Below are 25,050 nucleotides of genomic sequence, written 5' to 3' on the forward strand. Positions count from 1 at the left end.
CAAGGGTTTGAAGCCGACCCGGATCAGTGAACTCGCGGTACTCGCCGCAGTGGCGGCCGTGGCCACCTGGATTCTGATTCGCGTGTTCTACGGTTCGATGCCGCCCATCCCTGTTTATGCGGGAGCGTCGCTGTACTTCGTGGCCGTTGCCGAGGCCGTCTTCGCTTTTGTCATTCGTTCACGCGTCAAAAACCGGCAGGTCGGCGACGGGCTCAGACAGCTTCATCCGATCACCGCCGCCCGAGCGCTGGCATTGGCCAAAGCATCCGCTTTGGTCGGTTCAGCTACCGTCGGTGTCTGGGTCGGAGTGCTGGTGTATCTCATCCCACAGCGCTCGGTTCTGCAGGCTGCAGCCTCCGACACGCCGGGCGCGTGGGTGGGGTTGGGCGCCGCAATTGCGCTGGTAGCGGCAGCTCTGTGGCTCGAACATTGTTGCAAGACGCCGGAAGATACACCTGACGAGCCTGCGCACTGACAGCCTGGTCGGCAAATCACCCACCGAGGTACGTGGCGACCCCGGTCTCGGCAAGTACCCTGGCAACCATGACAAATTCTGGTCGATCGAAGTCTGCGCGCCGAAGCAAGCGCAGCGCGAGCCAGATGATCATTGCTGCTCTTCTGGCACTTGCTGTCATTGCTTCGCTGTTTCTGATTTTCAGCAACAGCGTTCAGCTTCTTCGGGTGGGTCTGGTCGTCGCTCTGTGGGCAGCCACCCTCGGCGCTATCGCCATGACCAAGTATCGGCGTGAGTCGGCACTGGACAAAGCCAAGGTTGCTGATCTGCAGACCGTGTACGAACTGCAGCTCGAACGTGAAATTTCTGCTCGACGCGAGTACGAACTGAGCGTCGAAGGTCGCGTGCGACGTGAGGTGACCGCGGACGCGGAGGAGCTGGCCGGGTTGCGCGCCGAATTGGTAGCGCTGCGCCGAAACCTCGAAGCACTGTTCGAAGGTGGGCTGCTGCCCGAACAGACCGCGCTCAAGACCGATTCGACGCGAGTGCCGGAACTTGGCGGTAGTTCGTACGGCGCGTACCAGCCGGCACCGTCGGGGTTGTACGTTCCCGGCGCCGGCCAGAGCGGGCCCAGCCAACCGGCACCGAACGTCGGCGGCTTGGCTTCGCCCAACGACGATCCGGTGACTGCTGAGACAACCGTCGTGTTCGCGGAGACGTCGTGGCGTGACAGCAGCTTCGTGGCGCCGCGCGTCATCCCGACCCAGAAGTCTCGAGAGACGCAGAAGCCACAAGAGACGCAGAAGCCCCAGAGCGGGAACCAAGTACCGAGTTCTCCGGTGAGTTCCTCGCCGACACGAACGGTGAAAGACGTTCCGGTGAAGAAGGATTCGGAGCCGGTCGCGCCGGTCGAGCCTGAAGTCAAGGCTCCCGCCCAGGCCCCGAACATCGAAGATGCCGTCATCGAAGACGCTGTCGTCGAAGAGGTGCCCGAGGTTGTTCGCGCGGTTGTTCCCGAAGCTGTCGCGGAAGCTGAACCCGAATCCGCTGCGGAGCCTGACGCGGAGCCGCGACGTCGTCGCCGTGCCGCTCCGGAAGATGCCGCCAGTGGTGCTCATTCCAACGGATTGACCGTCGCCGAAATCATGGCAAACCTGAGTTCGAACAACCCGTCCGAAGGCTCCGGCCGACGCCGTCGCCGAGAGGACTGAGTCGCAGATCACTCGCCCGGCCATGGCATGACGGTTCGGGCGAAGGATATCCTCGGACGCAGAACGTCTGGTACCCGCCGAGCGGGACTGGAACGAACGAGAGGAATCCGGTGACTTCCTTCGGGATCACTAATGGACCTGCACCTGCGCGATTGACGGTAGGAATTGTCTCCGCAGGCAGGGTCGGAACAGCTGTCGGTGCCGCATTGGAGCGAGCCGGTCATGTTGTCAGCGCTTGCTCCGCCGTCTCCAGCGCCTCGGTTGCCCGCGCTGTGAAGCGGCTTCCCGATACCGAAATTCTTCCGGCCGCCGACGTCGCAGCTCGTTCCGAGTTGCTGATTCTCGCCGTTCCTGACGATCAACTTGCGGACCTTGTTCGAGGTCTGGCGGCCACCCATGCCGTCAAGCCGGGCACGCTCGTCGCCCATACGTCCGGTGCCAACGGGATCGCGATCCTGACTCCACTCACCGAACTGGGCGCACTACCCCTGGCTATCCATCCGGCGATGACGTTCACCGGTCACGACGAGGACACCGCACGGCTGTCGTCGGCATGCTTCGGAATCACCGCTGCCGACGACATCGGTTACGCAATCGCGCAGTCACTGGTCCTCGAGATCGGCGGCGAGCCCGTCCGAGTGCGCGAGGAGAACCGCGCGCTCTACCACGCCGCACTGGCTCACGGCAGTAATCACCTGGTCACGCTCGTGGTCGACGCCGTCGAGGCCCTGCGAGCGTCGTTGCAAGGTGACGAGCTGCTCGGTCAACAGTTGGTCGACGGAGATCCGGGTGGAGTGGCCGAGCGTGTCCTGCAGCCGCTGCTGTCGGCAGCCTTGGACAACGCGCTACGACGCGGTCCCTCGGCGTTGACCGGCCCGGTGGCACGCGGCGACGCTGCTGCCGTCGACACACATTTGCGCGTACTGACAGACCTGGATCCGGAGCTCGCTGCCGGCTATCGGGCGATGTCCTTGCGATCGGCCCAGCGGGTGGGCGCCCCCACCGAATTGTTCGACATCTTGACTGAAACGGGAGGTGACCGTCGTGAGTGATCTGCAGGGCGGATACAAGCGCGGCGAACTGACGGTGCACCACGATCCGGACAAGCTTCGGCGCGTCTCGCGGGCGCTGCGAGGTGTCGGGCGTCAGGTGGCGCTCGTTCCGACGATGGGTGCGCTGCATGCCGGCCACATCGAACTGGTTCGTCAGGCCAAGGTCACCGGCGCCGTCGTGATCGTTTCCATCTTCGTGAACCCGCTCCAGTTCGGTGCCGGCGAAGATCTGGACGCGTACCCGCGCACTCTCGATGCGGATCTCGACCTGTTGCGCGCCGAGGGCGTCGAATTGGTGTTCGCGCCGAGCGCCAAGACGATGTACCCGCGGGGCCAGCGCACCACCATCGTGCCGGGCCCGTTGGGTAGCGAACTCGAAGGCGGAGCGCGCCCCACTCACTTCGCGGGAATGCTGACGGTAGTGGCGAAGTTGCTGCAGATCGCGGCACCCAATCACGCGTACTTCGGTGAGAAGGACTACCAGCAGCTGACGCTCATCCGTCAGATGGTGTGGGATCTCAACTTCGATGTACAGATCATCGGAGTTCCGACGGTTCGCGAGTTCGACGGTCTCGCGTTGTCCTCTCGCAATCGCTACCTCGACGAGAACCAGCGCGCGGCAGCGGTCGCGCTGTCCGCCGCTCTGATCGCCGGTGCACACGCGGCGGCTGGGGGAGCGGAAGCAATCCTGGAAACCGCACGCGCTGTTCTGGCAGCTGTTCCGGAAATCGAGGTCGACTACCTCGAGGTTCGGGGCGTCGATCTGGGCCCCGCGCCCGAGCGAGGTGACGGTCGACTGTTGGTGGCCGCCAAGCTCGGAACCACCCGTTTGATCGACAATGTCGGTGTCGCGGTGGGAACCGGCTTCCTCGAGCGTGACACCGACCCATCCGCCGACGCCATCGACGACCTGCTGTCTCACTGAGCACTTTTCACGAGTAAGGACCTGGATATGTTTCGCACGATGATGAAGTCGAAGATCCACCGCGCCACCGTGACTCACGCCGACCTGCATTACGTCGGCTCCGTCACCGTCGACCAGGATCTGATGGACGCCGCAGACCTCCTCGAAGGCGAACAGGTGTGCATCGTCGACATCGACAACGGTGCGCGTCTCGAGACGTACGTCATTGCCGGCGAGCGCGGAACCGGTGTCATCGGAATCAATGGTGCGGCAGCGCATCTGGTAAAGCCAGGCGACCTGGTCATCCTCATCGCCTACGGCGTGATGAACGAGCAGGAAGTCAAGGAGTACTCCCCGCGCGTCGTCTTCGTCGATGCCGACAACAAGCAGATCGAACTCGGTTCCGACCCGGCTCACGCGCCGGAGGGTTCGGGTCTGATCACCCCACGCATGCTGTCGACGCTCGAGGCCTCGCGCGAATCCAGCCTGGTGTAATCCATGCTGCTCACGGTCGACGTCCGGAACACCAACATCGTTCTCGGTCTGTTCTCCGGGACTGGTGAGTATTCGAAGCTGTTGCAGGACTGGCGAATGCGAACCGATCCTCGGATGACTGCCGACGAGTTGGCGTTGACCTTCCGTGGGCTGTTGGGTTCTCATGTCGATCAGATCACCGGCGTTGCGGCGCTGTCGACAGTGCCGTCCGTCTTGCGTGAAATCCGTGTGATGCTCGAGCGGTACTGGGGTCACGTTCCCCATGTGGTGGTCGAACCGGGTATTCGCACCGGTGTGCCACTGCTGGTGGACAACCCCAAAGAGGTGGGAGCCGACCGGATCGTCAACAGCCTTGCCGCTCACCATCTTTACGAGGGGCCATGCATTGTCGTGGACTTCGGTACGTCGACCTGTGTCGACGTCGTTTCCGCCAAGGGTGAGTTTCTGGGCGGCTGCATCGCGCCCGGACTCGAGATCTCGACCGATGCCTTGGCGTCGCAGTCCGCTGCGCTGCGCAAGGTCGAATTGGTGCGCCCGCGTTCGGTGGTCGGCAAGAATACCGTCGAATGCATGCAGTCCGGTGCGGTATTCGGCTTTGCGGGCCTCGTCGACGGATTGGTCAACCGCGTCCGCGACGAACTACCGGAGTTCGGTGGTGACGACGTCTCCGTGATCGCGACCGGGGACAGCGCACCGCTGATCATTCCCGAGTCCGACACCATCGATCACCTCGAACGGGACCTCACTCTCGAGGGGCTGAGGTTGGTCTTCGAGCGCAATCAGGCGCGTCGTGGATCCGGTCGACGACCCGTCGCCTGATCGATGGTTTCGTTCCAGCGGTTTCGCGATTGCAAAAGTTATGCCACAATGGTGCTCGTGAATCGCTGCATGGGTGCTCAGGAGTGTTGTCGAGGCTGACCGCTGCCTTGACCAATTCACATTCCTTGGAGCTAGCTCGTGCTATCCACATATTCTGCAGATCTCTCTGTTTTGACCCCGACTCTCGCTGCTGATCGTGCTGTTTCCGCAGGTCGTAGCGCTAATCGTGGGGCGTCCGGACGCCGTCCGAGTGGTGCGTCGTTGCCTACCCGCCTTCGCCCGGCCGATCTGCTGCGTCTGACCGACGAGGGAGCAAACGGCGTGCTCGACGGCCGTTTCGATCACCTCATCCCCGACACCTTCCCGACGCTCGACCGTTGGTCCACCCGCTTGCACGCGGACGACGACGTCGATGTGTGGCTCATCAGTTGGGTGCCCGAACGCAACACCGAATTGCACGACCACGCAGGCTCGTTCGGTGCCTTGACCGTCCTCAGTGGTTCGCTCACCGAATTCCGTTGGGCCGGTGACTCCCTGGTGGAACGCCAGCTCGACGCCGGCGATCAGGCTTCGTTCCCGCTCGGATGGGTTCACGATGTCGTGCGTTCGACGGATGCTCCCGGTGCTCCGATCGAAATCAGCTCTGATGCAACGACTCTGAGTGTTCACGCCTACTCGCCGCCGCTGACGGCAATGTCCTTCTACGAAGTGACGGATCACCGGACACTTCGCCGCACCCGTACCGAGCTGACCGACCTGCCCGAGGGGGGCACCAAATGACCATCGACCAAATGCTCGACGACGCTCGCGCACAGATCGATCGTATGTACGTCTTCCAGCTCACCGAAGCCTTCCACCGCGGCGCGATCTTCGTCGACATTCGCCCGCAGGCGCAGCGCGCCATCGAGGGAACTCTTCCCGGTGCACTCGCGATCGAGCGGAACGTGCTCGAATGGCGCCTCGACCCCACCAGCAGCGCGCACCTCGCGTTGGCCACCGACCACGACGTCGAGTGGGTGATCGTCTGCTCCGAGGGTTACACCTCGAGCCTGGCCGCAGCGTCGTTGCAGCAGTTGGGTCTGCACAAGGCCACCGATCTCGTGGGTGGATACCAGGCGATCAAGGCCGCCGGCCTGCTCGGTGCGCTCAGCGGAGTGCGTCATTGCTCCCGCGAGTTGGCGGCGGTTTCGGCTCATTGAGGTATTTGCTGTGCGCCTTTATTAACCGCGGGCGGTTAATAAAGGCGCACAGCGGGTCTGGCGGTACATCTTCGGGCTCATTCCGTGATGACGGGTGAACGCGGTTGTGAGGGCGAAGGGGCTCGAGTAGCCCACTTCTCGCGCGATCGACGACACCGTTCGTGCCGGGTCTGCGAGTAGATCCGCCGCCACCGACAAGCGCCACTCGGTCAGATAGCCGACGGGTCCGATCCCCATGAGGCTGGTGAACCGGCGCGCGAAGGCTGCTCGTGAACTGCCGGACTCCTGGGCCAGGCTCGCGACCGTCCAGGGGTGTTCCGGCCGATTGTGTATGAGCCGCAAGGCATGCCCGATGACGGGATCCTCGTAGGCCTTGATCCAACGCGGTGATCGATTCGGGTTCTCGGCGAACCAGGTCCGGGCCGCCGATATCAGGACAAGGTCCAGGAGCCTGTCCAACAACACTTCCTGTCCGGGCCCGTCGGCGGCGATCTGTTGTTCCAGAAGGTTTGTCATCGGCGCGGTTTCGATGCTGCGTCGCACTACCGCGACGGGTGTCAGGCTGTCGAGGATCTGACGGCTGACATAGGAGTCCAAACGGTATGTGCCCGTGAGCATGACGGTCTGACCACTGGTCGAGTTGCCCCAGGTGCGAACGCCGAGAACCGACATGTCCTCGAGCGGTGTGCCGTCGACCGCAGCGCAATTCTGTGCTTCGTCGATCAGTACGTGGACTGGTGTGTCCGGGTGATCGGCGACCGTATACGGATCGGGGCCGCGCAACAGTGCAACGTCGCCGGCCTCGAGTTCTTCTGTCTGGCCGGTATCGGAGACGACGACCGCGATGCCTCGAACCAGAACCAGCACGGTGATCGGTGCGTGGTCCTCGATACGTAGTGACCACGGTGGATCGAGCAGCGAGCGCAGTAGAAAAGCGCCCTCCGCCCGCGATCCCGCCAGCATCATCGACAATGCATCCATGCTTCGACCGTAGACGCTGGCGTATGTTTCTGCGACCTTCGGCTATGGATCGTATTGACGCTCCGCGGTCGAATGAGTGCATGACGACAACAAGCGACATTCAATCGGCAGTAGTGATCGGTGGTACCGGTAAGACCGGTGCGCGCGTTGCGCAGAGGCTGACGGCGGTGGGAATCCGTACCCGAATCGCGTCGAGAACATCCGGGACGCGTTTCGACTGGAACGATCAGGCGACGTGGCAGCCAGCAGTGTCCGGCGTCGACGTGGCATATGTGACGTATGCGCCAGATCTGGCTGTTCCGGAATCGAGCACCCACATCGAGGAGTTCGCGGAGCTTGCGTACCGCGAAGGGGTTCGTCGCATGGTGCTCCTGTCCGGGCGCGGTGAACCGGCGGCGCAGAAAGCCGAGCAGGTTCTCGCCGACAGCGGTCTGGAATGGGCTGTGGTGCGGGCCAGTTGGTTTGCCCAGAACTTCAGTGAGGGGTACCTACTCGATCCGATTCGGGAAGGCCACCTGGCACTTCCGGTCGGTGAGGTGGGGGAGCCGTTCATCGACGTCGACGATCTCGCCGACGTGGCGGTGGCCGCATTGACTCGAACCGACCTCCTCGGCCGAGTTCTCGAGGTGACAGGTCCGGAGTTGCTCACCTTCGCGGCGGCGGTGGATGCGATTTCGACGGCGTCGGGTCGTCTCGTGACATTCGAAAGAATTGGACTCAAACAGTTTTCCGACGGCATGGCGGAGGTCGGCGTCCCGAGTGACGTCGTGGAGTTACTCAGGTACCTGTTTGCCGAGGTTCTCGACGGACGAAATCAAAGTGTGACCGGTGTCGTCGAAGAGGTCCTGGAACGACCCGCTCGAGATTTCACCACTTTTGCCGCCAAGGCTGCCCGAACGGGGGTCTGGTCGTGAAGAGATCCGAGATTTTCTTGGAGCTGCTGCTCGGGGTGACTGCGCTCGGCGCGCTCGTCGCCGGTGGTGCGTTGTTTGCCTTCTCGTCCTTCGTGATGCCCGCTCTGCGGTCGGTCGATGCACATACCGCGATCACGTCGATGCAGGCGATCAACGTCGAAGCGCCGCGTAGTGCGTTGATGCTGCCGCTGGTCGGATCGGCGCTCACCGCGATCGCCGCTGGAATCTGGGCAGCGATCTCCAGACCGGACGGCTGGGTCCTTGCTGTCGTCGGTTGCGTCGGGGTGCTCGCGTCCTTCGCGGTGACCGCGATCTACCACGTCCCTCGCAACGACGCGTTTGCCTCGGTCAGCGCTACCGACGCAGCCGCATGGGCGTCGTACGAGGCGGGTTGGACTATGTGGAATCACGTTCGGGTCGGGCTGTACCTGCTGTCGGGAATCGTGCTCGCGGTGGCCGCGGTGCTACCAGCAACAAACGCGGTGGACACGGCCCAGTAGTCTTGTACCCCGTGAGTGATGTAGAAGCCCAGCCAGTCGACGACACCCCCGAGCAGCTCCGTATCCGGCGCGAGAAGCGTGAACGGATCCTCGCGCAGGGGCAGGAGGCGTACCCGGTTTCGGTCGATCGCACCCACACGCTCGCGCAGATCCGCGCGGAGTACCCGGAACTCGAGCCGGACACGGCGACTGGCGTGCTGGTCGGCGTCGTCGGCCGCGTCATCTTCATGCGCAACACCGGCAAGCTGTGCTTCGCGACTCTGCAGGAAGGCGACGGTACCCAGCTGCAGGCCATGATCAGCCTCGCCGGCGTCGGCGAAGAGGCACTGGCTGCCTGGAAGTCCGACGTCGACCTCGGCGACTTCGTCTTCATCCACGGTGAGGTCATCAGCTCCCGTCGCGGCGAGCTCAGCGTGATGGCCGACGCGTGGCAGATCGCGTCCAAGTCGCTGCGCCCCCTGCCGGTTGCTCACAAGGAAATGAGCGAAGAGTCCCGGGTGCGTCAGCGCTACGCGGATCTGATCGTTCGCCCCGAGGCTCGGGACAACGCCCGCAAGCGCGTCGCAGTTGTCCGTGCGCTGCGCAATGCACTCGAGAGCCGCGGCTTCCTCGAGGTCGAGACGCCGATGCTGCAGACGCTGCACGGCGGCGCGGCAGCTCGCCCGTTCGTCACGCACTCGAACGCCCTCGACATCGACCTGTACCTGCGTATCGCGCCGGAACTGTTCCTCAAGCGTTGCGTCGTCGGCGGTATCGAGAAGGTCTTCGAGATCAACCGCAACTTCCGCAACGAGGGCGTCGACTCCACTCACTCGCCCGAGTTCGCGATGCTCGAGACGTACGAGGCCTACGGCACGTACGACGATTCCGCGAAGATGATTCGTGAACTCGTCCAGGAAGTTGCGCAGGAAGCATTCGGCACGCAGGTCCTCACCCTCGCCGACGGTTCCGAGTACGACGTCAGTGGCGAGTGGCAGGTTCTCGAGATGTACCCGTCGCTGTCGGCTGCCATCGGCACCGAGGTCACGCCGGATACGACGGTCGACGAGCTTCTCGCTCTGGCGGAGAAGGTCGGCCTCGAGGTTCCCAAGGACAAGGGTTACGGCCACGGCAAGCTCGTCGAGGAGTTGTGGGAACACCAGTGCGGCGATCAGCTGTACGTGCCGACGTTCGTCCGTGACTTCCCGGTCGAGACGTCGCCCCTGACCCGTGATCACCGCAGCAAGAAGGGTGTCACCGAGAAGTGGGACCTCTACATCCGCGGATTCGAATTGGCGACCGGCTACTCCGAACTGGTCGACCCGGTCATCCAGCGTGAGCGCTTTGTCGACCAGGCGCGCCTCGCGTCGGCAGGCGACGACGAAGCGATGGTGCTGGACGAGGAGTTCCTCGCCGCGATGGAACAGGGCATGCCGCCGACCACCGGCACCGGCATGGGAATCGATCGACTGCTGATGGCTTTGACTGGTCTCGGTATTCGCGAGACGATCCTCTTCCCGATCGTTCGTCCGTCCGCTCGCTAGCTTTACTTCGATCAAGGTTCGGCCGCACATGTTGCGGCCGAACCTTTTTCAGTTGGGGCGCTCCCAAGGTATTCGATAGTTCCCAACGACATTCGCCTGCGGCAAAGGATTCATCCATGCGCGGTCGCCCGAGTTTCGGACTCTCGAATTGTTGCGATGATTTGGTCGATCGTGCCCTGGTTGAGTGCGTCAGGTAGTCCCTGATCCGACTGGACAAGGAAGACCATGACCTCGGCTGTGGAGTATCCGGGTGTGGTGACGACATCGAATTGTGCTGAGGGCGGATCGCATTCGTTGTCCGCCGGGATATTTGTGACGGTTGCGGTGTACCGGATCGCAGGGCGTCCGGAGATGGTGAAATTCGTGGGTCCGCTGTAAGCGGTGATGGCGAGAGTGCCGTTCTTGGAGGCGAAGATTGCGCTCGGTAGAGGTCTTTTCTCGAGCCGTCGTCTGTCATGATTCCCCCGTCTGGATGCATCCCCCGATGCGTCGCGAGGAGTGTATCGGCACTGTGCTTGTCGCAAGACAAGTCGACCGGCATACCCGGCGGCGAGAAGTCCCAATCATCCTGACGAGCCGAGACAGGACGTTTGTCCAGGTGCTATTGTCGCTGCTTATCGAAGGATCTGGGGAGGAATGGTCGTGGTGAAAAAGGTTGTTGTCACGATGGTTGACGATCTGGACAAAAAATCGCCCGCCGACGAAACTGTGGAGTTTTCCGTCGACGGAGTTGCATACGAAATCGATCTCACCGCCGCCCACGCCGCGGAACTGCGCGATGCACTGAAAAAGTGGATTCCTCATGCGAGAAAGTCGAATTCCGCCAAATCAGTCAACGGAGCGGTGACCAAATCCCGTCCCGTTGCGGACCGCGATCAGAGTGCCGCCATCCGCGAATGGGCCAAGGGTGCAGGCTTCGAGATTTCGGCCCGCGGTCGTATTTCCACCGAGGTGCGCCGAGCCTACGAAAAGGCCGTCTGAAATGGATCGCGAATGGATTCGGGCGCATTTTGCCGAAACGGATTGATAACGCGTTCTAGTTTGTTAGCGTCTGCACGGTTCGCATCTCTCGTAGAGGAGTCGGTCGTGCACAGAAACAGGTTGTTCGGGGGCGTGGTTCTTGCCGCTCTGATGCTCGTCGGGTTCACCTCCGTGGCTTCGGCTCAGGCCCCGTTGCCCGTGCCCAATGCCTTCCTTGCCGGTGTTCCTCAGGAGTTGGGAAATCCTGGCGGTTCAGCTCCTGGATCCAATGACTTTTCGTGTAAACCGACTGCCGAACATCCCAATCCGGTTGTGCTCGTTCACGGAACGGGTGGAAACAGGCAGACCAACTGGGCCACCTATGCGCCGTTGCTCGCCAACGAGGGCTACTGCGTCTTCGCGCTGACATACGGCAACTTCCCCGAGCAGCCGTGGCCGTTGTCGGCCATCGGTGGAATGCAGGAAATTCCTTCCAGTGCAGCGCAATTATCGAATTTTGTCGATCAAGTACTTGATGCCACGGGTGCTACATCGGTAGATCTGATCGGACATTCCCAGGGCACCATCATCAACGGGTACTACGCGAAGTTCCTCGGTGGTGCCGACAAAGTGGACAACATCGTCTCGGTGGCGTCGCTGTGGAAGGGAACGCTCGGAAACGAGCAGGCAAGTGTCGGCCGCAGCCTTCGCGAACTCGGGGTATCCGAGGCAGCGCAGGCCGGATTCCCGATCTGCAAGGCATGTCTGAACATGGGGGCAGGCTCGGAGTTCATCGAAAATCTCCGTGCGGGAGGCGTTTACGCGCCGGGTGTTCACTATACGAACATCACGACCCGCTACGACGAACTGGTGCTGCCGTATACAAATGGGCTGGAGCCTGGGCCGAACGCCACCAACATCGTCGTCCAGGACGGTTGTGAGCAAGACATCTCCGATCACCTCGCCATCGCGGCATCGCTGCGCGCCGCGACTTTTGCTCTCAATGCACTCGACCCCGCGCATCAGCGGCCGGTACCGTGCAACTCGGTATTGCCCGTCGTGGGTTGATCACTATGCGGAGGCCTTCGGTGGGGATTCGAACATGCGTGGGCGCTCTCGCTGTGGCGGGAGCCGTGGCCGTGTCCGCGCCGTCTCTTGCGTCGGCGAACGAACCTCTTCCCGTCCCGTCCGGTTTCCTCAGTGGAATCGCCCTCGAAGCGACCAACCCGGGCGGATCGGCCCCTGGCACCAACGACTTCTCGTGCACGCCTTCCGCTGCTCATCCTGATCCAGTCGTCCTGGTGCACGGGACGGCGGCCAACCGTCAGACCAATTGGGGCGTACTCGCACCCGTACTGGCCAACGAGGGATACTGCGTTTTTGCGCTCACCTTCGGGAATCGAACGGACCAGCCGTGGCCGATTTCCGCAGCCGGCGGTCTCGCACCACTCGGAGACAGCGCAGGGCAGCTGTCGGACTTCGTCGACGAAGTTCTCTCTGCGACGGGTGCCTCGAAGGTCGACCTGATCGGGCACTCCCAGGGGACGACGGTCAGTGCCTACTACGCCAAGTTCCTCGGCGGTGACACGCACGTTTCCAAGATCGTCTCCATCGCTCCGTTGTGGGACGGCTCGGAGGTCGGCCCGCCGGAAGGCGTCGGGGGACCGGATTTCGACAACGCCAGCTTCGTCACCGAACTGCGCGACGCGGGCGTCTACTCCGATGACGTCGAGTACACCAACATCGTGACTCGGTTCGATCAAGTGGTCGTTCCGTACAGCAGCGGAATACTGGCCGCGTCGAACGCGTCGAACATAGTTGTTCAGGACGGTTGCGAGCAGGACCTGTCGGATCACATCGCGCTGGTGGCGTCGCAGCGAACGGCGACTCTGACGCTCAACGCGCTGGATCCGTCGAATCCGCGTGAGGTGCCGTGCGCTCGGGTACTCCCGATATTCGGCTGATCAGGCGTCGAAAATCGCTGTTCGCTTCAGGCGTACAGGAACCGGGAAACGATTCCCTCAGCTGCGACGTTGTGAACGGTAAGCAGTCCGGCTTCCGCCGCCAATCGGGTGGAGGAGCAGCAGGTGGACTTCGCGCCCTCTAGAGTAATAAGTGGGGTCGTGCAACCTTTGTCGATTCGTGGACGTCAGTCCGCTGACCGGCGAGGCGATCAGTCTGTAGTGCCGGAGCGAAACGCGGCGACCAGGGACGAGACATCCGGTCTCGAACCTGCCCGCCGGAGAGTGTGAGGGAGAGCGATGTTCGAGAGGTTCACCGATCGCGCGCGGCGCGTTGTTGTCCTGGCTCAAGAAGAAGCCAGGATGCTCAACCACAACTACATCGGCACGGAGCACATCCTTCTCGGCCTCATTCACGAGGGCGAAGGTGTCGCAGCCAAGTCGTTGGAGTCGTTGGGTATCTCCCTCGAGGGAGTCCGCAGCCAGGTCGAGGAGATCATCGGCCAGGGCCAGCAGGCTCCGTCCGGTCACATCCCCTTCACACCGCGCGCCAAGAAAGTCCTCGAGCTGAGTCTGCGCGAAGCGCTGCAGCTCGGACACAACTACATCGGTACGGAGCACATCCTGCTCGGTCTCATCCGTGAGGGTGAGGGCGTAGCAGCCCAGGTTCTGGTCAAGCTCGGTGCCGATCTCAACCGCGTCCGCCAGCAGGTCATCCAGCTGCTGTCGGGCTACCAGGGCAAAGAGCCCACCGAAACCGGTGGCACCCGCGGAGAGGCCGGCACGCCGTCCACCTCGCTCGTGCTCGACCAGTTCGGTCGCAACCTGACGCAAGCTGCCCTCGAAGGCAAGCTGGACCCGGTCATCGGCCGCTCGAAGGAAATCGAGCGTGTCATGCAGGTTCTCTCGCGTCGTACCAAGAACAACCCGGTTCTCATCGGTGAACCCGGTGTCGGTAAGACCGCTGTGGTCGAGGGCCTGGCTCAGGCAATCGTCAACGGTGAGGTCCCCGAGACCCTCAAGGACAAGCAGCTGTACACGCTCGACCTCGGGTCGCTCGTGGCCGGCAGCCGTTACCGCGGTGACTTCGAAGAGCGCCTGAAGAAGGTTCTCAAGGAGATCAACACCCGCGGCGACATCATCCTGTTCATCGACGAGCTGCACACCCTCGTGGGTGCGGGCGCGGCCGAAGGCGCTATCGACGCGGCCTCCATCCTCAAGCCCAAGCTTGCTCGCGGTGAGCTGCAGACCATCGGTGCCACCACGCTCGACGAGTACCGCAAGTACATCGAGAAGGATGCTGCCCTCGAGCGTCGTTTCCAGCCCGTTCAGGTGGGCGAGCCGACCGTCGAGCACACCATCGAGATCCTCAAGGGTCTTCGTGACCGCTACGAGGCTCACCACCGTGTCTCCATCACGGACGGTGCTCTCGTGGCAGCGGCGACGCTGGCCGACCGCTACATCAACGACCGCTTCTTGCCGGACAAGGCGATCGACCTCATCGACGAGGCGGGCGCGCGAATGCGCATCCGTCGGATGACTGCACCGCCGGACCTGCGCGAATTCGACGATCGCATCGCCGACGCGCGTCGCGAGAAGGAGTCCGCGATCGACGCGCAGGACTTCGAGAAGGCTGCGAACCTGCGTGACAAGGAGAAGACCCTCGTTGCTCAGCGCGCTGAGCGTGAGAAGCAGTGGCGTGCGGGCGACCTGGACGTCATTGCCGAGGTCGACGACGAGCAGATTGCCGAGGTTCTGGGCAACTGGACCGGTATCCCCGTCTTCAAGCTCACCGAGGAGGAGACCACTCGTCTGCTCCGCATGGAAGAGGAACTGCACAAGCGGATCATCGGCCAGGAAGAGGCGGTCAAGTCCGTCTCGAAGGCGATCCGTCGTACGCGTGCAGGTCTGAAGGATCCCAAGCGTCCCTCGGGCTCGTTCATCTTCGCCGGCCCGTCCGGTGTCGGTAAGACGGAGCTCGCGAAGTCGCTCGCCAACTTCCTGTTCGGCGACGACGACGCTCTGATCCAGATCGACATGGGCGAGTTCCACGACCGCTTCACCGCTTCGCGTCTGTTCGGTGCCCCTCCCGGGTACGTCGGGTACGAAGAGGGTGGCCAGCTCACCGAGAAGGTGCGCCGCAAGCCGTTCAGCGTCGTGCTGTTCGACGAGATCGAGAAGGCACACCAGGAGATCTACAACACCCTCCTGCAGGTGCTCGAGGACGGCCGTCTCACCGACGGTCAGGGACGTACCGTCGACTTCAAGAACACGGTGCTGATCTTCACGTCCAACCTCGGTACGTCTGACATCTCCAAGGCAGTCGGCCTGGGCTTCAGCTCGGGAACGGGCACGGAGTCGAACTACGAGCGCATGAAGCTCAAGGTTCACGACGAGCTGAAGAAGCACTTCCGTCCCGAGTTCTTGAACCGTATCGACGACATCGTCGTCTTCCATCAGCTCACGAACGAGCAGATCGTTCAGATGGTCGACTTGATGCTCGCTCGCGTCGAGGCGGCACTCAAGAACAAGGACATGGCCATGGAGGTCACCGACAAGGCCAAGTCGCTTCTGGCCAAGCGCGGATTCGATCCGGTACTGGGTGCACGACCGCTGCGTCGCACCATCCAGCGCGAGATCGAGGACCAGATGTCCGAGAAGATCCTCTTCGGAGAGATCGGACCCGGCCACATCGTGCTCGTCGACGTCGAGAACTGGGACGGCGAAGGCTCGGGCGAGGACGCGAAGTTCACGTTCACGCCTACCAAGAAGCCGATCGACGTGCCGGACGCACCGCCGATCGAGCTGACCAAGGCCGGCGAAAGCGAAAGCGCAGCAGAGTAGTACAGCAGAGTAGGTAACGAACGGGCGGCACCTCACCGGTGCCGCCCGTTTCGTGTATCACGGGAGAGGGCGTACACATGAACGACATCGAACTGGGTCACCTGCGTCGTTGCGTCGAATTGGCAACGGAAGCATTGGATGCCGGCGACGAACCTTTCGGTTCCGTCCTGGCAGCGGCCGACGGAACATTTCTGGCGGAAGATCGAAACCGGATCGCGGGCGGCGACAACACTCGCCACCCCGAGTTCGAGCTGGCTCGGTGGGCGGCCCAGTATCTGACGCCGGACGAGCGTTCGACGGCAACGGTGTTCACCTCGGGAGAGCACTGCGCGATGTGTTCGGCCGCGCACGCGTGGGTGGGCCTCGGACGGATCGTCTACATCTGCTCTTCGGCCCAACTCGGCGACTGGCTCGCGGAGTGGGGTGTGGCTCCGTCGCCGGTGAAGTCTCTGTCCGTCAACGAGGTTGCGCCGAACGTCCCGGTCGAAGGCCCGGTGCCGGAGTTGGTTCCGCTGGTGCGAGAACTGCATCGGAAGTTGCATTCGCCGAGCGCTTGACGGGCACACACAAACGGGCGGCACCTCGCTGGAGGTGCCGCCCGTTTGCGTGTGGAGTCAGGAAACTGCGTCGACCGCTCGAACCTTCTCTCGCAGTTCACCCTTGACGACCTTGCCGCTTGCATTGCGCGGCAGTGCTTCCACGACGACGATGTCCTTCGGGTGCTTGTAGCGCGCGAGCCGATCGTTGAGGAAGCTGCTCAGCTCCTCGATGGTCAGGTCCACGGCTGAACCTGGCGCCATCGCGACTATCGCTACCGGCACCTCGCCCCACTTGGCGTCGGGGCGACCGACGACGGCCGCTTCGACGATCAATTCGTGTTCGTAGAGAACGTTTTCCACCTCCGCGCAGTAGATGTTCTCTCCGCCGGAGATGATCATGTCCTTCTTGCGATCCACGACGTAGACAAAGCCTTCGTCGTCGACTCGAACGAGATCGCCGGAGTGGAACCATCCACCGTGGAAGGCGTCAGCGGTGGCGGTGGGATTGTTCCAGTATTCGCTCATCATCGTGGGCCCGCGGTAGACGATTTCACCGATTTCACCGGGCGCCACGTCGTCCATGTTCTCGTCGACGACCCTGGCCGAGATGGTCGGGATGACCCGACCGACGGATCCGAGCTTACGAATCGCATCCTCGCCGTCGAGAACGCAAGTGATGGGCGACATCTCGGTCTGACCGAAGACCGCGACATTGAATGCGTCCGGGAAGGTTTCGGCCATTGCCCGCAGGATCGTATCGGACGACGGTGCGGCGCCCCACGAGATGTTCTTCAGCGACAGTGCTCGCGGTTGCGCCTTCTGTACGGCGCACACGGCCTGCCATTGCACGGGCACGAGGAACAAGCTGGTGACCTTCTCGGCTTCCAGAATGTCGAGTAGTTGACCCGGGTCGAATGCGCCGACCGGATGGATCACCGTGGTCGTGCCGAGTTGCAGGCTCGGCGCTATGGAACCGAGGGCTGCGATGTGGAACATGGGCGACGCGCAGAAGCCGATGGAATCGGCATTGAACAGGTGGAAGGCCCTGATACAGGTCAATGCTTGCGAAGACAGGTTGGAGTGGGAGAGCACCGAGCCCTTGGGGCGACCGGTGGTTCCCGAGGTGTACATGATGAGTGCAGGAGTGTCGTCCGGGATGTCGACGAACGCGTGCGACTCGCCCTCTTCGCTGATCAAGTCCTCGTAATTCAGGCTGTCACCCTCGGCGGGGGCGCCTACGGTGATGGAGATGTCGATACCCTCGGACGCGGCTCGCGCAGCTCCGGCCAACGGAGCCAACGGTCCTTCGGCGACAATGACTTTGGAGCCGGAGTCGTTTACCAGATAAGCGACCTCGGGTGGTGTCAGACGGAAGTTCACCGGAACAGCGATGGCGCCCAGTGCGTTGGTCGCGAGCACGACCTCGAGGTATTCGGGGCGGTTGAGCATCAGGATGAGCACGCGGTCGCCGAAGCTGACGCCGCGTCGGGCAAGAGCGTCCGCCAGCTTCTCGACGCGTGCGTCGAGGGTGCTCCAGGTGATGGAATCGCCCAGGAATCGCAGTGCGGTGCGATCGGGAATCATCTGCGCATGCCTGGCGATCTGATTGTTCCAGTTGGTGCGGCGTGAACGCTGCGCCTCGGAGACTGCATCGGTGGAGGCCATCGATGGGTTCCTCTCATGCGTGGGTGATTGTGTGACTCAGGCTACAGTGAGCCGTCGATTCGTACAGTGGTTTTGTTAACGAAAATTCGCAGTGATTACTTGAAGTGGGGCGCGCGTTTCTGCAGCATCGCCATCGCGCCTTCTTTGAAGTCCTCGCCAGTGAGAAGTTCTGCCTGACCGGTATTTTCGAGCTCCAGCGCAGCATCGAGGCGGTCCAGTGTCGCCGCATTGAGTGCGCGCTTGGTGAGTTCGAGGGCGCGTCGGGGAGCCTTCGACGTGCGATCGACGACGGAGTCGACGAGTGCGTCGAACGCGTCGTCGGCGACGGTGCGGGACACGAGCCCGAACCGCTCTGCGTCCTCGGCGGAAACTCGCTCGCCCAGCAATGCCATCTCGGCCGCTCGGGCGCGTCCGATCGCTGCCGGTACCAACGCACTGGCGCCGCCGTCGGGCATCAAGCCGATGTTGACGAAGGAGAGGAGGAAATAGGCGCTCGATGCGGCGTACGTCAGGTCCGCGGCTAGAGCGATGGACACGCCGACGCCGGCGGCCGGGCCGTTGACCGCGGCGATCACCGGGACCGGGGCGCTGGTGATGGCGCGAATCAGCGACGTCGCCGCATCCATGACGACTTTCGGGTCTGCGGGGTTGACGGCCGCTGCGGCGAGGTCGGCTCCGGTGCAGAACGCTCGACCGGATCCGGTGATGACGATGGTGCGAACGGCCGGGTCTGCGCCGCCGTCGTGGACGGCAGCTGCGAAAGCAGTCATCGTGGGCAGATCGATCGCGTTCATCCGCTTCGGGCGGTCGAAGGTCAATCGCAGTACACCGTCGGTGATTTCGGAGCGAAAGCCCGTCTCGGCGGTGGCGGTCATGCCGCGCTCACAGCGGTGACGAATCCGGAAAGCCGTGAGGTGATGAGGTGTTCGGCCTCCGAGACCATGCGGTCGATCATGTCGGCGACGGTCGGGATGTCGTTGATCAATCCTTGGCTCTGTCCGGCGGACCAGATGCCTGCATCGAGGTCGCCGTCCTCGAAGACCTTGCGTCCGCGGGCTCCGGCTACCAGATGCTGAATGTCGCTGAACTGCGCGTCGCCACGTGCTTCGATGTCGACGACCTCGGCACTGATCGCATTCGCGGCTACGCGCGCGGTGTTGTGAAGGGTCCGGAAGATGAGCTTGGTGTCGCGTTCGGTGTTTGCGACAATCTGCTCTTTAACCGATTGTGCGACAGGGGATTCCACGGTACACATGAAGCGAGTTCCCATGTTGACGCCGTCTGCTCCGAGCGCAAGCGCCGCGACGAGTCCACGTGAATCTGCGATTCCGCCTGAAGCGATCACCGGAATCGTGAGTTGCTGCGTGGCCGCCGGAATCAGAATGAGCCCTGGTATGTCGTCCTCGCCTGGGTGCCCGGCGCATTCGAAGCCGTCGATGCTGACGGCGTCGACGCCCAGTCTCTCGGCTTTGACCGCATGTCGAACTGCAGTGCACTTGTGGATAACCTTCACGCCCGCGTCCTTGAAATGCGGAAGATGATCGATCGGATTGGAACCGGCGGTTTCGACGATCTTGATCCCGGATTCGATGATCGCCTGGCGGTATTCGGCGTACGGCGGCGGCGTGATCGACGGCAGAATAGTGAGATTGACGCCGAAAGGCTTGTCGGTGAGATCGCGGGTTCGAGCAATTTCCTTGACGAGGTCTTCCGGTGTGGGTTGAGTGAGGCCCGTCAAGAACCCGAGGGCGCCGGAATTTGCCGTGGCCGCAACAAGTTCTGCCCGTCCCACCCACATCATGCCCCCTTGCACGATGGGATGGTCAACGCCGAACATTTCGGTGAAGCGAGTGCGAATCATCTGCTCACAACTACTTTCTTACGGTCGGTCATTCGGCATCGAACCCTCTTGCGGGCGAAGAAAACTTCACGCCGCAGGGAACGAGCCCGCCAGCGGACTACGTGCGAGGTTGTGCGAATCGTCACTAACATAACACCGCTGAGAGAGCGGGTGTCAAGACTCTTTTTCCGGAATCCGTCCGCCCCTACAACTGCGTTGTAGGGTTTCGGGTGAAGCAGTACCGGGCGCGAATTGCGACCTTCGCGACGGTTAACATGATCCGTTCGGACTCGCGCCCGTGGAAGTGCGGTGCAGCGGACGAAGGCAGTGCAAGAGAAAGCAACGGAAGTGGAGGGTCAGGTGCCCGGACAGACACGCGTCTCCGTGCGTGGCGGCGACCCTGCACCACGGACGCGTCCGAAGAATCGGAAGGCGCAAATCGCGGCCGCTGCTGCGGAAGCATTCAGCGAACGTGGCTACCACGCGGTGGGCATCGACGAGATCGCAGCGAAGGTCGGAATTTCCGGTCCGGCCCTCTATCGTCATTTCCCCACGAAATACGCCCTGTTCGTCTACACCGTGAACAACCTGACGCAGGCGTTGTTGGATGCCAGCGATCCAGCTGTGCACGGAAACGAAAATCCACGCGAGCAGTTGAACTCCACGATGGTGGGTGTCATCCGCGCGACGATCGAGAATCGGCGCCGGGGAGGGCTCTACCGATGGGAGGGCAGGTATCTGGTCGACGAGGATCGTGAGCAATTGCGGGTGGGAATGTGCACGCTCAATCTTCGGATCGCCGAGCCGCTGGCAGCGGTTCGTCCGGAACTCGACCCGGCGGATGTAGAACTCATCGCGCCCGCCGTGCTCAGTGTGATCGCCAGTATCACCGGTCATCGATCCGCGTTGTCCGCCAAGCAGATCGAAGCGCTGATTCTTGCGGCATGCTGGTCCGTCATCGGCGTCGAATTGCCCGTTGCCGAGGAGGACGGCGCGAGGGCAGGGGCGTCCGAACGCAAAACAGGCCTCGTACGGACGTCGAAACGCGAAGTGCTGCTTCAGGAAGCAGTGTTGCTGTTCTATCAGCGCGGCTACCACGACGTGAGCATCGAGGAGATCGGTGCCGCGGCGGGTATCAACGCGTCGAGTGTGTATCGGCACTTCGCGAGCAAGGCCGACCTTCTTGCTGCGGCCTTCCACCGTGCGTCCGATCGTCTGACTATGACGTTGGGCTCGGCGTTGGCTGAGTCGGAGACTCCTCTCGCGGCCGTCGAGACGTTGGCGAAGATGTACGTCGAGGTTTCGTTCGGAACCAGCGAACTGTTGGCCGTGTACTTTGCCGAGATCGGCAGTTTGCCGGATCGATCACGGACCGAGTTGCGCAACATTCAGCGTTTGAACGTCGAGGAGTGGGCGCACTTGTGTGTCGAGGCGCGTCCGGAGTTGACGATCGTCCAAGCGCGGTTCCTCGTCCACGCGGCGCTCGGACTGGTCTTCGACATCGGCCGAATTGTGCACTTTTCCTCGGAGAACTCCGCGCAGGCCCGCGTCGAGAAACTGCTGTCCGCGACGCTCCTCGGGTAGTCCCGCCCGAAACAGTAGGTGTGACTTCACGTATCGCGGGTAGGTTCGTGATCGCAAGGCGTTCACCGAATCATGTGAAGACGGAAGTAGGGACAGCAATGCCAACTCGTACCGCACGCACCGCCTGGAACGGCACCCTCGAGGCCGGATCGGGACAGGTGGAACTCACCAGCTCGGGCGTCGCCACCTTCGACGTGTCGTTCCCCAAGCGCGCAGCTGAGGAGGCCGGCGGAACCACCAGCCCCGAGGAACTCATCGCCGCGGCGCATTCGTCCTGCTATGCGATGCAATTGTCGGCCTTGATCGCCGAGGCCGGCGGGACCCCGCAGAGCCTCGACATCACCGCGGACGTGTCACTCGGCCCCGACGCGGTCGGATTCAAGCTCACCGGAATCAAGCTCACCGTTCGCGCCGAGGTCGACGGCCTCGACGCCGACGGTTTTGCCAAGGTTGCCCAGGCGGCCAAGGAAACCTGCCCGGTCAGCAAGGCGCTGACCGGCGTCGACATCACGTTGGATGCGGCCCTGGACTGATCATCTCGCGCTCGGGCGCCCCCTCCGGCGCCCGAGTGCGGTTGTGTGTGACGACCAGATAGCTCGCGAACAGGATCGGGAGCACCCACAGGTCCGAGGGATCGCGATAGACCAGGATCGGCAAGAGATCTCCGCGGAATCCTCCTGCGGTCAGGCGGAGAAACCCGATCACCCACTCGTATGCGTCGCCGATCGGCGATATCACCTTCACGGCGGCGAAGCCGATCCCCGTGACTGCGATGGACCAGGCGATCGCTGCTCGCCCCACCAGACTTCGCCTGAGCACCTCGAGAACCGAGAGCAGAAGCAGGGGAAGCAGGAACACACCGGCAACGTCGGACAGCTTGCCCGTCATCGTGTTCCCGAATGCCCCTTTGAGTACGTGGTCGTTGATCAAGATGACGGCCACCGAGACCAGTGCCCACGGATTCAGCAGCAGATCGCCCGGACGGTTCACGACAGGTTGATGGTTGCCGAGCCGGACGAGAACAGATCGCACTTGAACTGAAGGCGCAGACCGGTGGCGGCTTCGGGGACCTCGTACGCCAATTCGCCTCGTTTGGCAGCGCCCGGCGCGAGCTCTCCGTCGACACTCGACGTGCTGCTGTCGGTGAACGTGATGTTGTACGACTTGTTTGCCGAGTCCTGCAGTTCGAAGCACATCATCGACGAGACCGTCGACGGCTTGTCACTGTTGTTGGTGACCTCGGTGTCGACCACGACGTAGCGGTTTCCGGGATCAGCGGTGATGAACTGATTGGTCGAGACGTAGGGATCTACGACGCCGTGTACCTGGACGCGCCAGTCGCCCAGTTCGACGACGTCACCGATTCCGAAGGCGGCCGCAGGTGCGGCGGAAGAACCGTTGTCGTCGACCTTCTTCGCTTCGTCGGTCTCGCCCGAGGCGATGGTTGCGAACAGGGCTGCGCCGACGGCGAGGAGGGCGAGGGGAGTGCGGAGTGATCGCATGATGTGCGCCTTTCGAGAGTTGGTATGGCACAAGTCAACGATGTGAGGACTGCTCACCGCTTCGGTCGAAAGATCGGTCCGCCTCATCCTTTCGGTCGGAGCCTGGCGGTTCGTCCACCCGTTCGGCTGATTCGAGGCGTCGGTGGCGGTGGATACGCTTGCTCGGTGATCACCACCAAAGGAACCGTTGTGCGACGACGCGTATGGACTACCGCCGCTGTCGCGTTCAGCCTTTTCTGTTCCTTCATGACGGTGGGCATCGCAGGCGCGTCGGGAAATATGCCACCGGTATTGGTCGGTATCGGGTTCGTCCTGGGCGTGGCCGGTGGGATATCGCTTGTGTGGCGCCATCAGTATCCCTGGGTGGTTCTGGCGATCACGCTGGTCGGCCCGTTGTTCTTCCCCACCGATGCGACGGCGGCGCTCATCGCATTGTTCGCCGTTGCTCGGATCGCGCGTGGGCCTCGGCTTGCTGCCGCTGCGGCAGCTGTCTTCGTCGCGTGCGGAATTTCGTTGACCTACGACGCTTTTCGCAATCGTGAGTACTCCGTTCTCACGATGGGAACGATGAAACCCAAGGACGGTTCGGCGGTTGTTCAATACGACGTCGCCATCTGGATCCCGTGGCTCGTCGCAGCCGTCATGGTCGGCATCGTCGTGGCGCTCTCGCTCCTGATTCGGACCAGAACCGAACTCGTCGAGGCAGAGCACGTACGGGATCTTGCCACCGAGAAAACAGACGTGATGCGCGACGAGATGATTCGCACCGAGGAACGAACGCGGATCGCGCGCGACATGCACGACACGATCGCGGCCAGTCTGAGCCGGATTTCGTTGTTCGCCGGTGGGTTACAGGTCAGCGCGGCAGACAATCCCGAGAAGGTCGTCAACACCGCTGCGATGATCAGAACCACCGCGCACGAGGCTTTGGACGAATTGAAGGGAATCGTCGGAGTGCTCAGGGGAAGCGGTGATCGCCGCGAACACGGCGGGCACCAGGGGATCGACGCGATCGGCGATCTGGTCAACGGTGCACGCGCCGCGGGCATTCACTGCCGTCTCGAATCGGAGTTGCTCCCGGGTGATGTCGGAATGTTGGCGGGGCACGTCTGTTATCGCGTCGTTCAGGAATCGTTGACCAACGTCCAGAAGTATGCGAGCGACCAGATGCTCGTCATTTCGGTGACCGGGTCGCCGCACGACGGAATTCGTATCCTCGCACGCAACAAGCTGAGCGAGCTTGCACCCATGACGTCGATCGGTTCGCGGTCCGGCTTACGCGGGTTGGCCGAACAGGCAAGAGAAATCGGCGGCAAGGTGGAGGCAGGCGCGCTGGGGGACGATTTCCTCGTCAGTTGCTGGGTGCCCTGGTCGTCGTAACCCTCCCACCCTCCGACTGTCGGGGGCTCTGGGTAATCTGAGCGCACTATGGACGCTGACTCGCGCATCACAGTTTTGATCGTCGACAACGACGCCTGGGTTCGGCGCGGAATGAAGGACATCCTGGAAGCAGCGCCGGACATCGTGGTGGTTGCCGAGGCCGAGGACGGCGATCAGGTCGCAGCCAAAGTCACTCGGTTTCGTCCGCACGTGGTGCTGATGGATCTGAAGATGGCACGGGTCGGTGGCTTGGAGGCCACCCGAGAGTTGATGACCATGAGCAATCCGCCGAAGGTCATTGCGATGACCGCCTTCGACGTCGACGACATGGTCGTGCAAGCGGTCGAGGCGGGCGCGCACAGTTTCCTGAGCAAGGACGCGGCCCCACAGGCGTTCCAGCAGGCAGTACGGGTGGTGGCGTCGGACCACTCGTTGTTCAGCTCCGATTCTCTACGTGCCATCGTGGCCTCGGCGCCGCGTCGGCAAGCACCCGACCTGACTCCCCTCGCTTCGCTCACCGAGCGTGAGCGCGAAGTGCTGACAATCCTGGCGACAGGCGCGGCCAACAGCGTCATCGCGGAGCGGCTGTACCTCGGTGAGACCACCGTCAAGACGCATATCTCCTCGTTGTTCGCCAAGCTCGGTGTGCCCAACCGGGTGAGTGCGTCGTTGATCGCGTTCCGGTGTGGTCTGGTCACGTGATTCTGTGACCTCGTGACGTGA

Annotated in this window: 27 protein-coding genes; 21 read left to right on the plus strand and 6 right to left on the minus strand. The window is 62.6% G+C overall.

The window, feature by feature from the left end:
* Positions 1-7 precede the first annotated feature (7 nt).
* The 8 genes from RHP72_RS03550 to RHP72_RS03585 all read left to right on the plus strand — a co-directional run bounded on the left by RHP72_RS03550 (position 8) and on the right by RHP72_RS03585 (position 6,134).
* Entirely contained in the window at positions 8-475 is a 468-nt protein-coding gene (locus tag RHP72_RS03550) for a DUF3180 domain-containing protein (RefSeq protein WP_153213529.1), read from the plus strand.
* 68 nt (positions 476-543) lie between these two features.
* Positions 544-1,665, plus strand: coding sequence for a DUF6779 domain-containing protein (locus tag RHP72_RS03555; RefSeq protein ID WP_197486205.1), 1,122 nt, complete (start codon positions 544-546; stop codon positions 1,663-1,665).
* A gap of 110 nt (positions 1,666-1,775) precedes the next feature.
* Positions 1,776-2,717: a Rossmann-like and DUF2520 domain-containing protein gene (locus RHP72_RS03560; RefSeq protein WP_003945822.1), complete on the plus strand. Its 942-nt coding sequence runs from the start codon at positions 1,776-1,778 to the stop codon at positions 2,715-2,717.
* Positions 2,710-3,642: a pantoate--beta-alanine ligase gene (gene panC, locus RHP72_RS03565; protein ID WP_003945953.1), complete on the plus strand. Its 933-nt coding sequence runs from the start codon at positions 2,710-2,712 to the stop codon at positions 3,640-3,642. Before RHP72_RS03560 ends, panC begins: the two co-directional genes overlap by 8 nt.
* A 27-nt stretch (positions 3,643-3,669) precedes the next feature.
* Positions 3,670-4,116, plus strand: a complete 447-nt coding sequence (panD, locus tag RHP72_RS03570) for an aspartate 1-decarboxylase (RefSeq protein ID WP_003945761.1) — start codon at positions 3,670-3,672, stop codon at positions 4,114-4,116.
* Between the two features lie 3 nt (positions 4,117-4,119).
* Positions 4,120-4,935 carry a type III pantothenate kinase gene (locus RHP72_RS03575; RefSeq protein ID WP_007726991.1) on the plus strand — a complete coding sequence of 272 codons (816 nt, stop codon included), beginning with the start codon at positions 4,120-4,122 and terminating at the stop codon, positions 4,933-4,935.
* Between the two features lie 261 nt (positions 4,936-5,196).
* Positions 5,197-5,715 (plus strand): cysteine dioxygenase family protein, encoded by a 519-nt coding sequence (locus tag RHP72_RS03580; RefSeq protein WP_311094331.1) that lies wholly within the window; start codon positions 5,197-5,199, stop codon positions 5,713-5,715.
* Positions 5,712-6,134 (plus strand): rhodanese-like domain-containing protein, encoded by a 423-nt coding sequence (locus tag RHP72_RS03585; protein WP_003945445.1) that lies wholly within the window; start codon positions 5,712-5,714, stop codon positions 6,132-6,134. Before RHP72_RS03580 ends, RHP72_RS03585 begins: the two co-directional genes overlap by 4 nt.
* A gap of 21 nt (positions 6,135-6,155) precedes the next feature.
* Here the strand turns inward: RHP72_RS03585 and RHP72_RS03590 are convergent, their stop codons facing one another.
* Positions 6,156-7,115 carry an AraC family transcriptional regulator gene (locus RHP72_RS03590; RefSeq protein WP_311094332.1) on the minus strand — a complete coding sequence of 320 codons (960 nt, stop codon included), beginning with the start codon at positions 7,113-7,115 and terminating at the stop codon, positions 6,156-6,158.
* Positions 7,116-7,195: 80 nt separating this feature from the next.
* On the opposite strand from RHP72_RS03590, the gene RHP72_RS03595 reads away from it, so the two are divergent.
* From RHP72_RS03595 to RHP72_RS03635, 9 genes are all read left to right on the plus strand, one after another.
* Positions 7,196-8,029, plus strand: a complete 834-nt coding sequence (locus RHP72_RS03595; protein WP_311094334.1) for an NAD(P)H-binding protein — start codon at positions 7,196-7,198, stop codon at positions 8,027-8,029.
* A complete protein-coding gene (locus tag RHP72_RS03600; protein WP_311094335.1) occupies positions 8,026-8,529 on the plus strand; it encodes an anthrone oxygenase family protein in 504 nt (167 codons plus the stop codon). The genes RHP72_RS03595 and RHP72_RS03600 overlap by 4 nt, the downstream gene beginning before the upstream one ends.
* A gap of 11 nt (positions 8,530-8,540) precedes the next feature.
* Complete coding sequence (gene lysS, locus RHP72_RS03605; protein WP_003945834.1) at positions 8,541-10,052, plus strand: lysine--tRNA ligase; 1,512 nt, start codon at positions 8,541-8,543, stop codon at positions 10,050-10,052.
* A 225-nt stretch (positions 10,053-10,277) separates the two neighbouring features.
* On the plus strand, positions 10,278-10,430 hold the full coding sequence (locus RHP72_RS03610) for a hypothetical protein (RefSeq protein ID WP_167548962.1): 153 nt from the start codon (positions 10,278-10,280) through the stop codon (positions 10,428-10,430).
* A 264-nt stretch (positions 10,431-10,694) separates the two neighbouring features.
* The gene (locus RHP72_RS03615) at positions 10,695-11,033 is read left to right on the plus strand and encodes an Lsr2 family protein (RefSeq protein ID WP_003945673.1); all 339 of its coding nucleotides are present in this window, start codon (positions 10,695-10,697) and stop codon (positions 11,031-11,033) included.
* Positions 11,034-11,183: 150 nt separating this feature from the next.
* Positions 11,184-12,080: a triacylglycerol lipase gene (locus tag RHP72_RS03620; protein ID WP_047269726.1), complete on the plus strand. Its 897-nt coding sequence runs from the start codon at positions 11,184-11,186 to the stop codon at positions 12,078-12,080.
* 38 nt (positions 12,081-12,118) lie between these two features.
* On the plus strand, positions 12,119-12,976 hold the full coding sequence (locus RHP72_RS03625; RefSeq protein ID WP_311094338.1) for an alpha/beta fold hydrolase: 858 nt from the start codon (positions 12,119-12,121) through the stop codon (positions 12,974-12,976).
* Between the two features lie 297 nt (positions 12,977-13,273).
* Positions 13,274-15,817 carry an ATP-dependent Clp protease ATP-binding subunit gene (locus RHP72_RS03630; RefSeq protein WP_003945604.1) on the plus strand — a complete coding sequence of 848 codons (2,544 nt, stop codon included), beginning with the start codon at positions 13,274-13,276 and terminating at the stop codon, positions 15,815-15,817.
* Positions 15,818-15,894: 77 nt separating this feature from the next.
* Positions 15,895-16,374 (plus strand): nucleoside deaminase, encoded by a 480-nt coding sequence (locus RHP72_RS03635; protein WP_311094341.1) that lies wholly within the window; start codon positions 15,895-15,897, stop codon positions 16,372-16,374.
* Positions 16,375-16,431: 57 nt separating this feature from the next.
* Here RHP72_RS03635 and fadD5 read toward each other — a convergent pair whose 3' ends face one another.
* The 3 genes from fadD5 to RHP72_RS03650 all read right to left on the minus strand — a co-directional run bounded on the left by fadD5 (position 16,432) and on the right by RHP72_RS03650 (position 19,882).
* On the minus strand, positions 16,432-18,021 hold the full coding sequence (fadD5, locus tag RHP72_RS03640; protein WP_003945871.1) for a fatty-acid--CoA ligase FadD5: 1,590 nt from the start codon (positions 18,019-18,021) through the stop codon (positions 16,432-16,434).
* Between the two features lie 95 nt (positions 18,022-18,116).
* A complete protein-coding gene (locus RHP72_RS03645) occupies positions 18,117-18,896 on the minus strand; it encodes an enoyl-CoA hydratase (RefSeq protein ID WP_003945899.1) in 780 nt (259 codons plus the stop codon).
* Complete coding sequence (locus tag RHP72_RS03650) at positions 18,893-19,882, minus strand: nitronate monooxygenase family protein (protein WP_019746804.1); 990 nt, start codon at positions 19,880-19,882, stop codon at positions 18,893-18,895. The genes RHP72_RS03645 and RHP72_RS03650 overlap by 4 nt, the downstream gene beginning before the upstream one ends.
* A 339-nt stretch (positions 19,883-20,221) precedes the next feature.
* Here RHP72_RS03650 and RHP72_RS03655 point away from each other — a divergent pair, with 339 nt between their 5' ends.
* Positions 20,222-21,445, plus strand: coding sequence for a TetR/AcrR family transcriptional regulator (locus RHP72_RS03655; protein WP_311094345.1), 1,224 nt, complete (start codon positions 20,222-20,224; stop codon positions 21,443-21,445).
* Positions 21,446-21,543: 98 nt separating this feature from the next.
* Positions 21,544-21,978 (plus strand): OsmC family protein, encoded by a 435-nt coding sequence (locus RHP72_RS03660; protein ID WP_042923588.1) that lies wholly within the window; start codon positions 21,544-21,546, stop codon positions 21,976-21,978.
* On the opposite strand, the gene RHP72_RS03665 is transcribed toward RHP72_RS03660, so the two are convergent.
* Complete coding sequence (locus RHP72_RS03665) at positions 21,953-22,435, minus strand: hypothetical protein (RefSeq protein WP_050656738.1); 483 nt, start codon at positions 22,433-22,435, stop codon at positions 21,953-21,955. The two genes, RHP72_RS03660 and RHP72_RS03665, sit on opposite strands and share 26 nt — an antisense overlap.
* Positions 22,432-22,947 carry a DUF4352 domain-containing protein gene (locus tag RHP72_RS03670; RefSeq protein ID WP_003945701.1) on the minus strand — a complete coding sequence of 172 codons (516 nt, stop codon included), beginning with the start codon at positions 22,945-22,947 and terminating at the stop codon, positions 22,432-22,434. The genes RHP72_RS03665 and RHP72_RS03670 overlap by 4 nt, the downstream gene beginning before the upstream one ends.
* Positions 22,948-22,971: 24 nt before the next feature.
* On the opposite strand from RHP72_RS03670, the gene RHP72_RS03675 reads away from it, so the two are divergent.
* Both RHP72_RS03675 and RHP72_RS03680 read left to right on the plus strand, forming a co-directional pair.
* Positions 22,972-24,327, plus strand: coding sequence for a sensor histidine kinase (locus RHP72_RS03675; protein WP_054781748.1), 1,356 nt, complete (start codon positions 22,972-22,974; stop codon positions 24,325-24,327).
* 48 nt (positions 24,328-24,375) lie between these two features.
* On the plus strand, positions 24,376-25,029 hold the full coding sequence (locus tag RHP72_RS03680; RefSeq protein ID WP_042451934.1) for a response regulator transcription factor: 654 nt from the start codon (positions 24,376-24,378) through the stop codon (positions 25,027-25,029).
* Positions 25,030-25,050: the final 21 nt, after the last annotated feature.

Source organism: Rhodococcus sp. SG20037 (assembly GCF_031763325.1).
Classification (GTDB): Bacteria; Actinomycetota; Actinomycetes; order Mycobacteriales; family Mycobacteriaceae; genus Rhodococcus_F; species Rhodococcus_F qingshengii.

Coding starts and splice junctions, on each gene's coding strand:
- RHP72_RS03660 (WP_042923588.1), top strand. CDS start 21,544: ATGCCAACTCGTACCGCACGCACCGCCTGGAACGGCACCCTCGAGGCC.
- RHP72_RS03585 (WP_003945445.1), top strand. CDS start 5,712: ATGACCATCGACCAAATGCTCGACGACGCTCGCGCACAGATCGATCGT.
- RHP72_RS03595 (WP_311094334.1), top strand. CDS start 7,196: ATGACGACAACAAGCGACATTCAATCGGCAGTAGTGATCGGTGGTACC.
- panD (WP_003945761.1), top strand. CDS start 3,670: ATGTTTCGCACGATGATGAAGTCGAAGATCCACCGCGCCACCGTGACT.
- RHP72_RS03680 (WP_042451934.1), top strand. CDS start 24,376: ATGGACGCTGACTCGCGCATCACAGTTTTGATCGTCGACAACGACGCC.
- RHP72_RS03630 (WP_003945604.1), top strand. CDS start 13,274: ATGTTCGAGAGGTTCACCGATCGCGCGCGGCGCGTTGTTGTCCTGGCT.
- RHP72_RS03610 (WP_167548962.1), top strand. CDS start 10,278: ATGACCTCGGCTGTGGAGTATCCGGGTGTGGTGACGACATCGAATTGT.
- RHP72_RS03575 (WP_007726991.1), top strand. CDS start 4,120: ATGCTGCTCACGGTCGACGTCCGGAACACCAACATCGTTCTCGGTCTG.
- RHP72_RS03670 (WP_003945701.1), bottom strand. CDS start 22,947: ATGCGATCACTCCGCACTCCCCTCGCCCTCCTCGCCGTCGGCGCAGCC.
- RHP72_RS03620 (WP_047269726.1), top strand. CDS start 11,184: ATGCTCGTCGGGTTCACCTCCGTGGCTTCGGCTCAGGCCCCGTTGCCC.
- RHP72_RS03645 (WP_003945899.1), bottom strand. CDS start 18,896: ATGACCGCCACCGCCGAGACGGGCTTTCGCTCCGAAATCACCGACGGT.
- RHP72_RS03650 (WP_019746804.1), bottom strand. CDS start 19,882: ATGATTCGCACTCGCTTCACCGAAATGTTCGGCGTTGACCATCCCATC.
- fadD5 (WP_003945871.1), bottom strand. CDS start 18,021: ATGGCCTCCACCGATGCAGTCTCCGAGGCGCAGCGTTCACGCCGCACC.
- RHP72_RS03590 (WP_311094332.1), bottom strand. CDS start 7,115: ATGGATGCATTGTCGATGATGCTGGCGGGATCGCGGGCGGAGGGCGCT.
- RHP72_RS03555 (WP_197486205.1), top strand. CDS start 544: ATGACAAATTCTGGTCGATCGAAGTCTGCGCGCCGAAGCAAGCGCAGC.
- RHP72_RS03635 (WP_311094341.1), top strand. CDS start 15,895: ATGAACGACATCGAACTGGGTCACCTGCGTCGTTGCGTCGAATTGGCA.
- RHP72_RS03675 (WP_054781748.1), top strand. CDS start 22,972: ATGGCACAAGTCAACGATGTGAGGACTGCTCACCGCTTCGGTCGAAAG.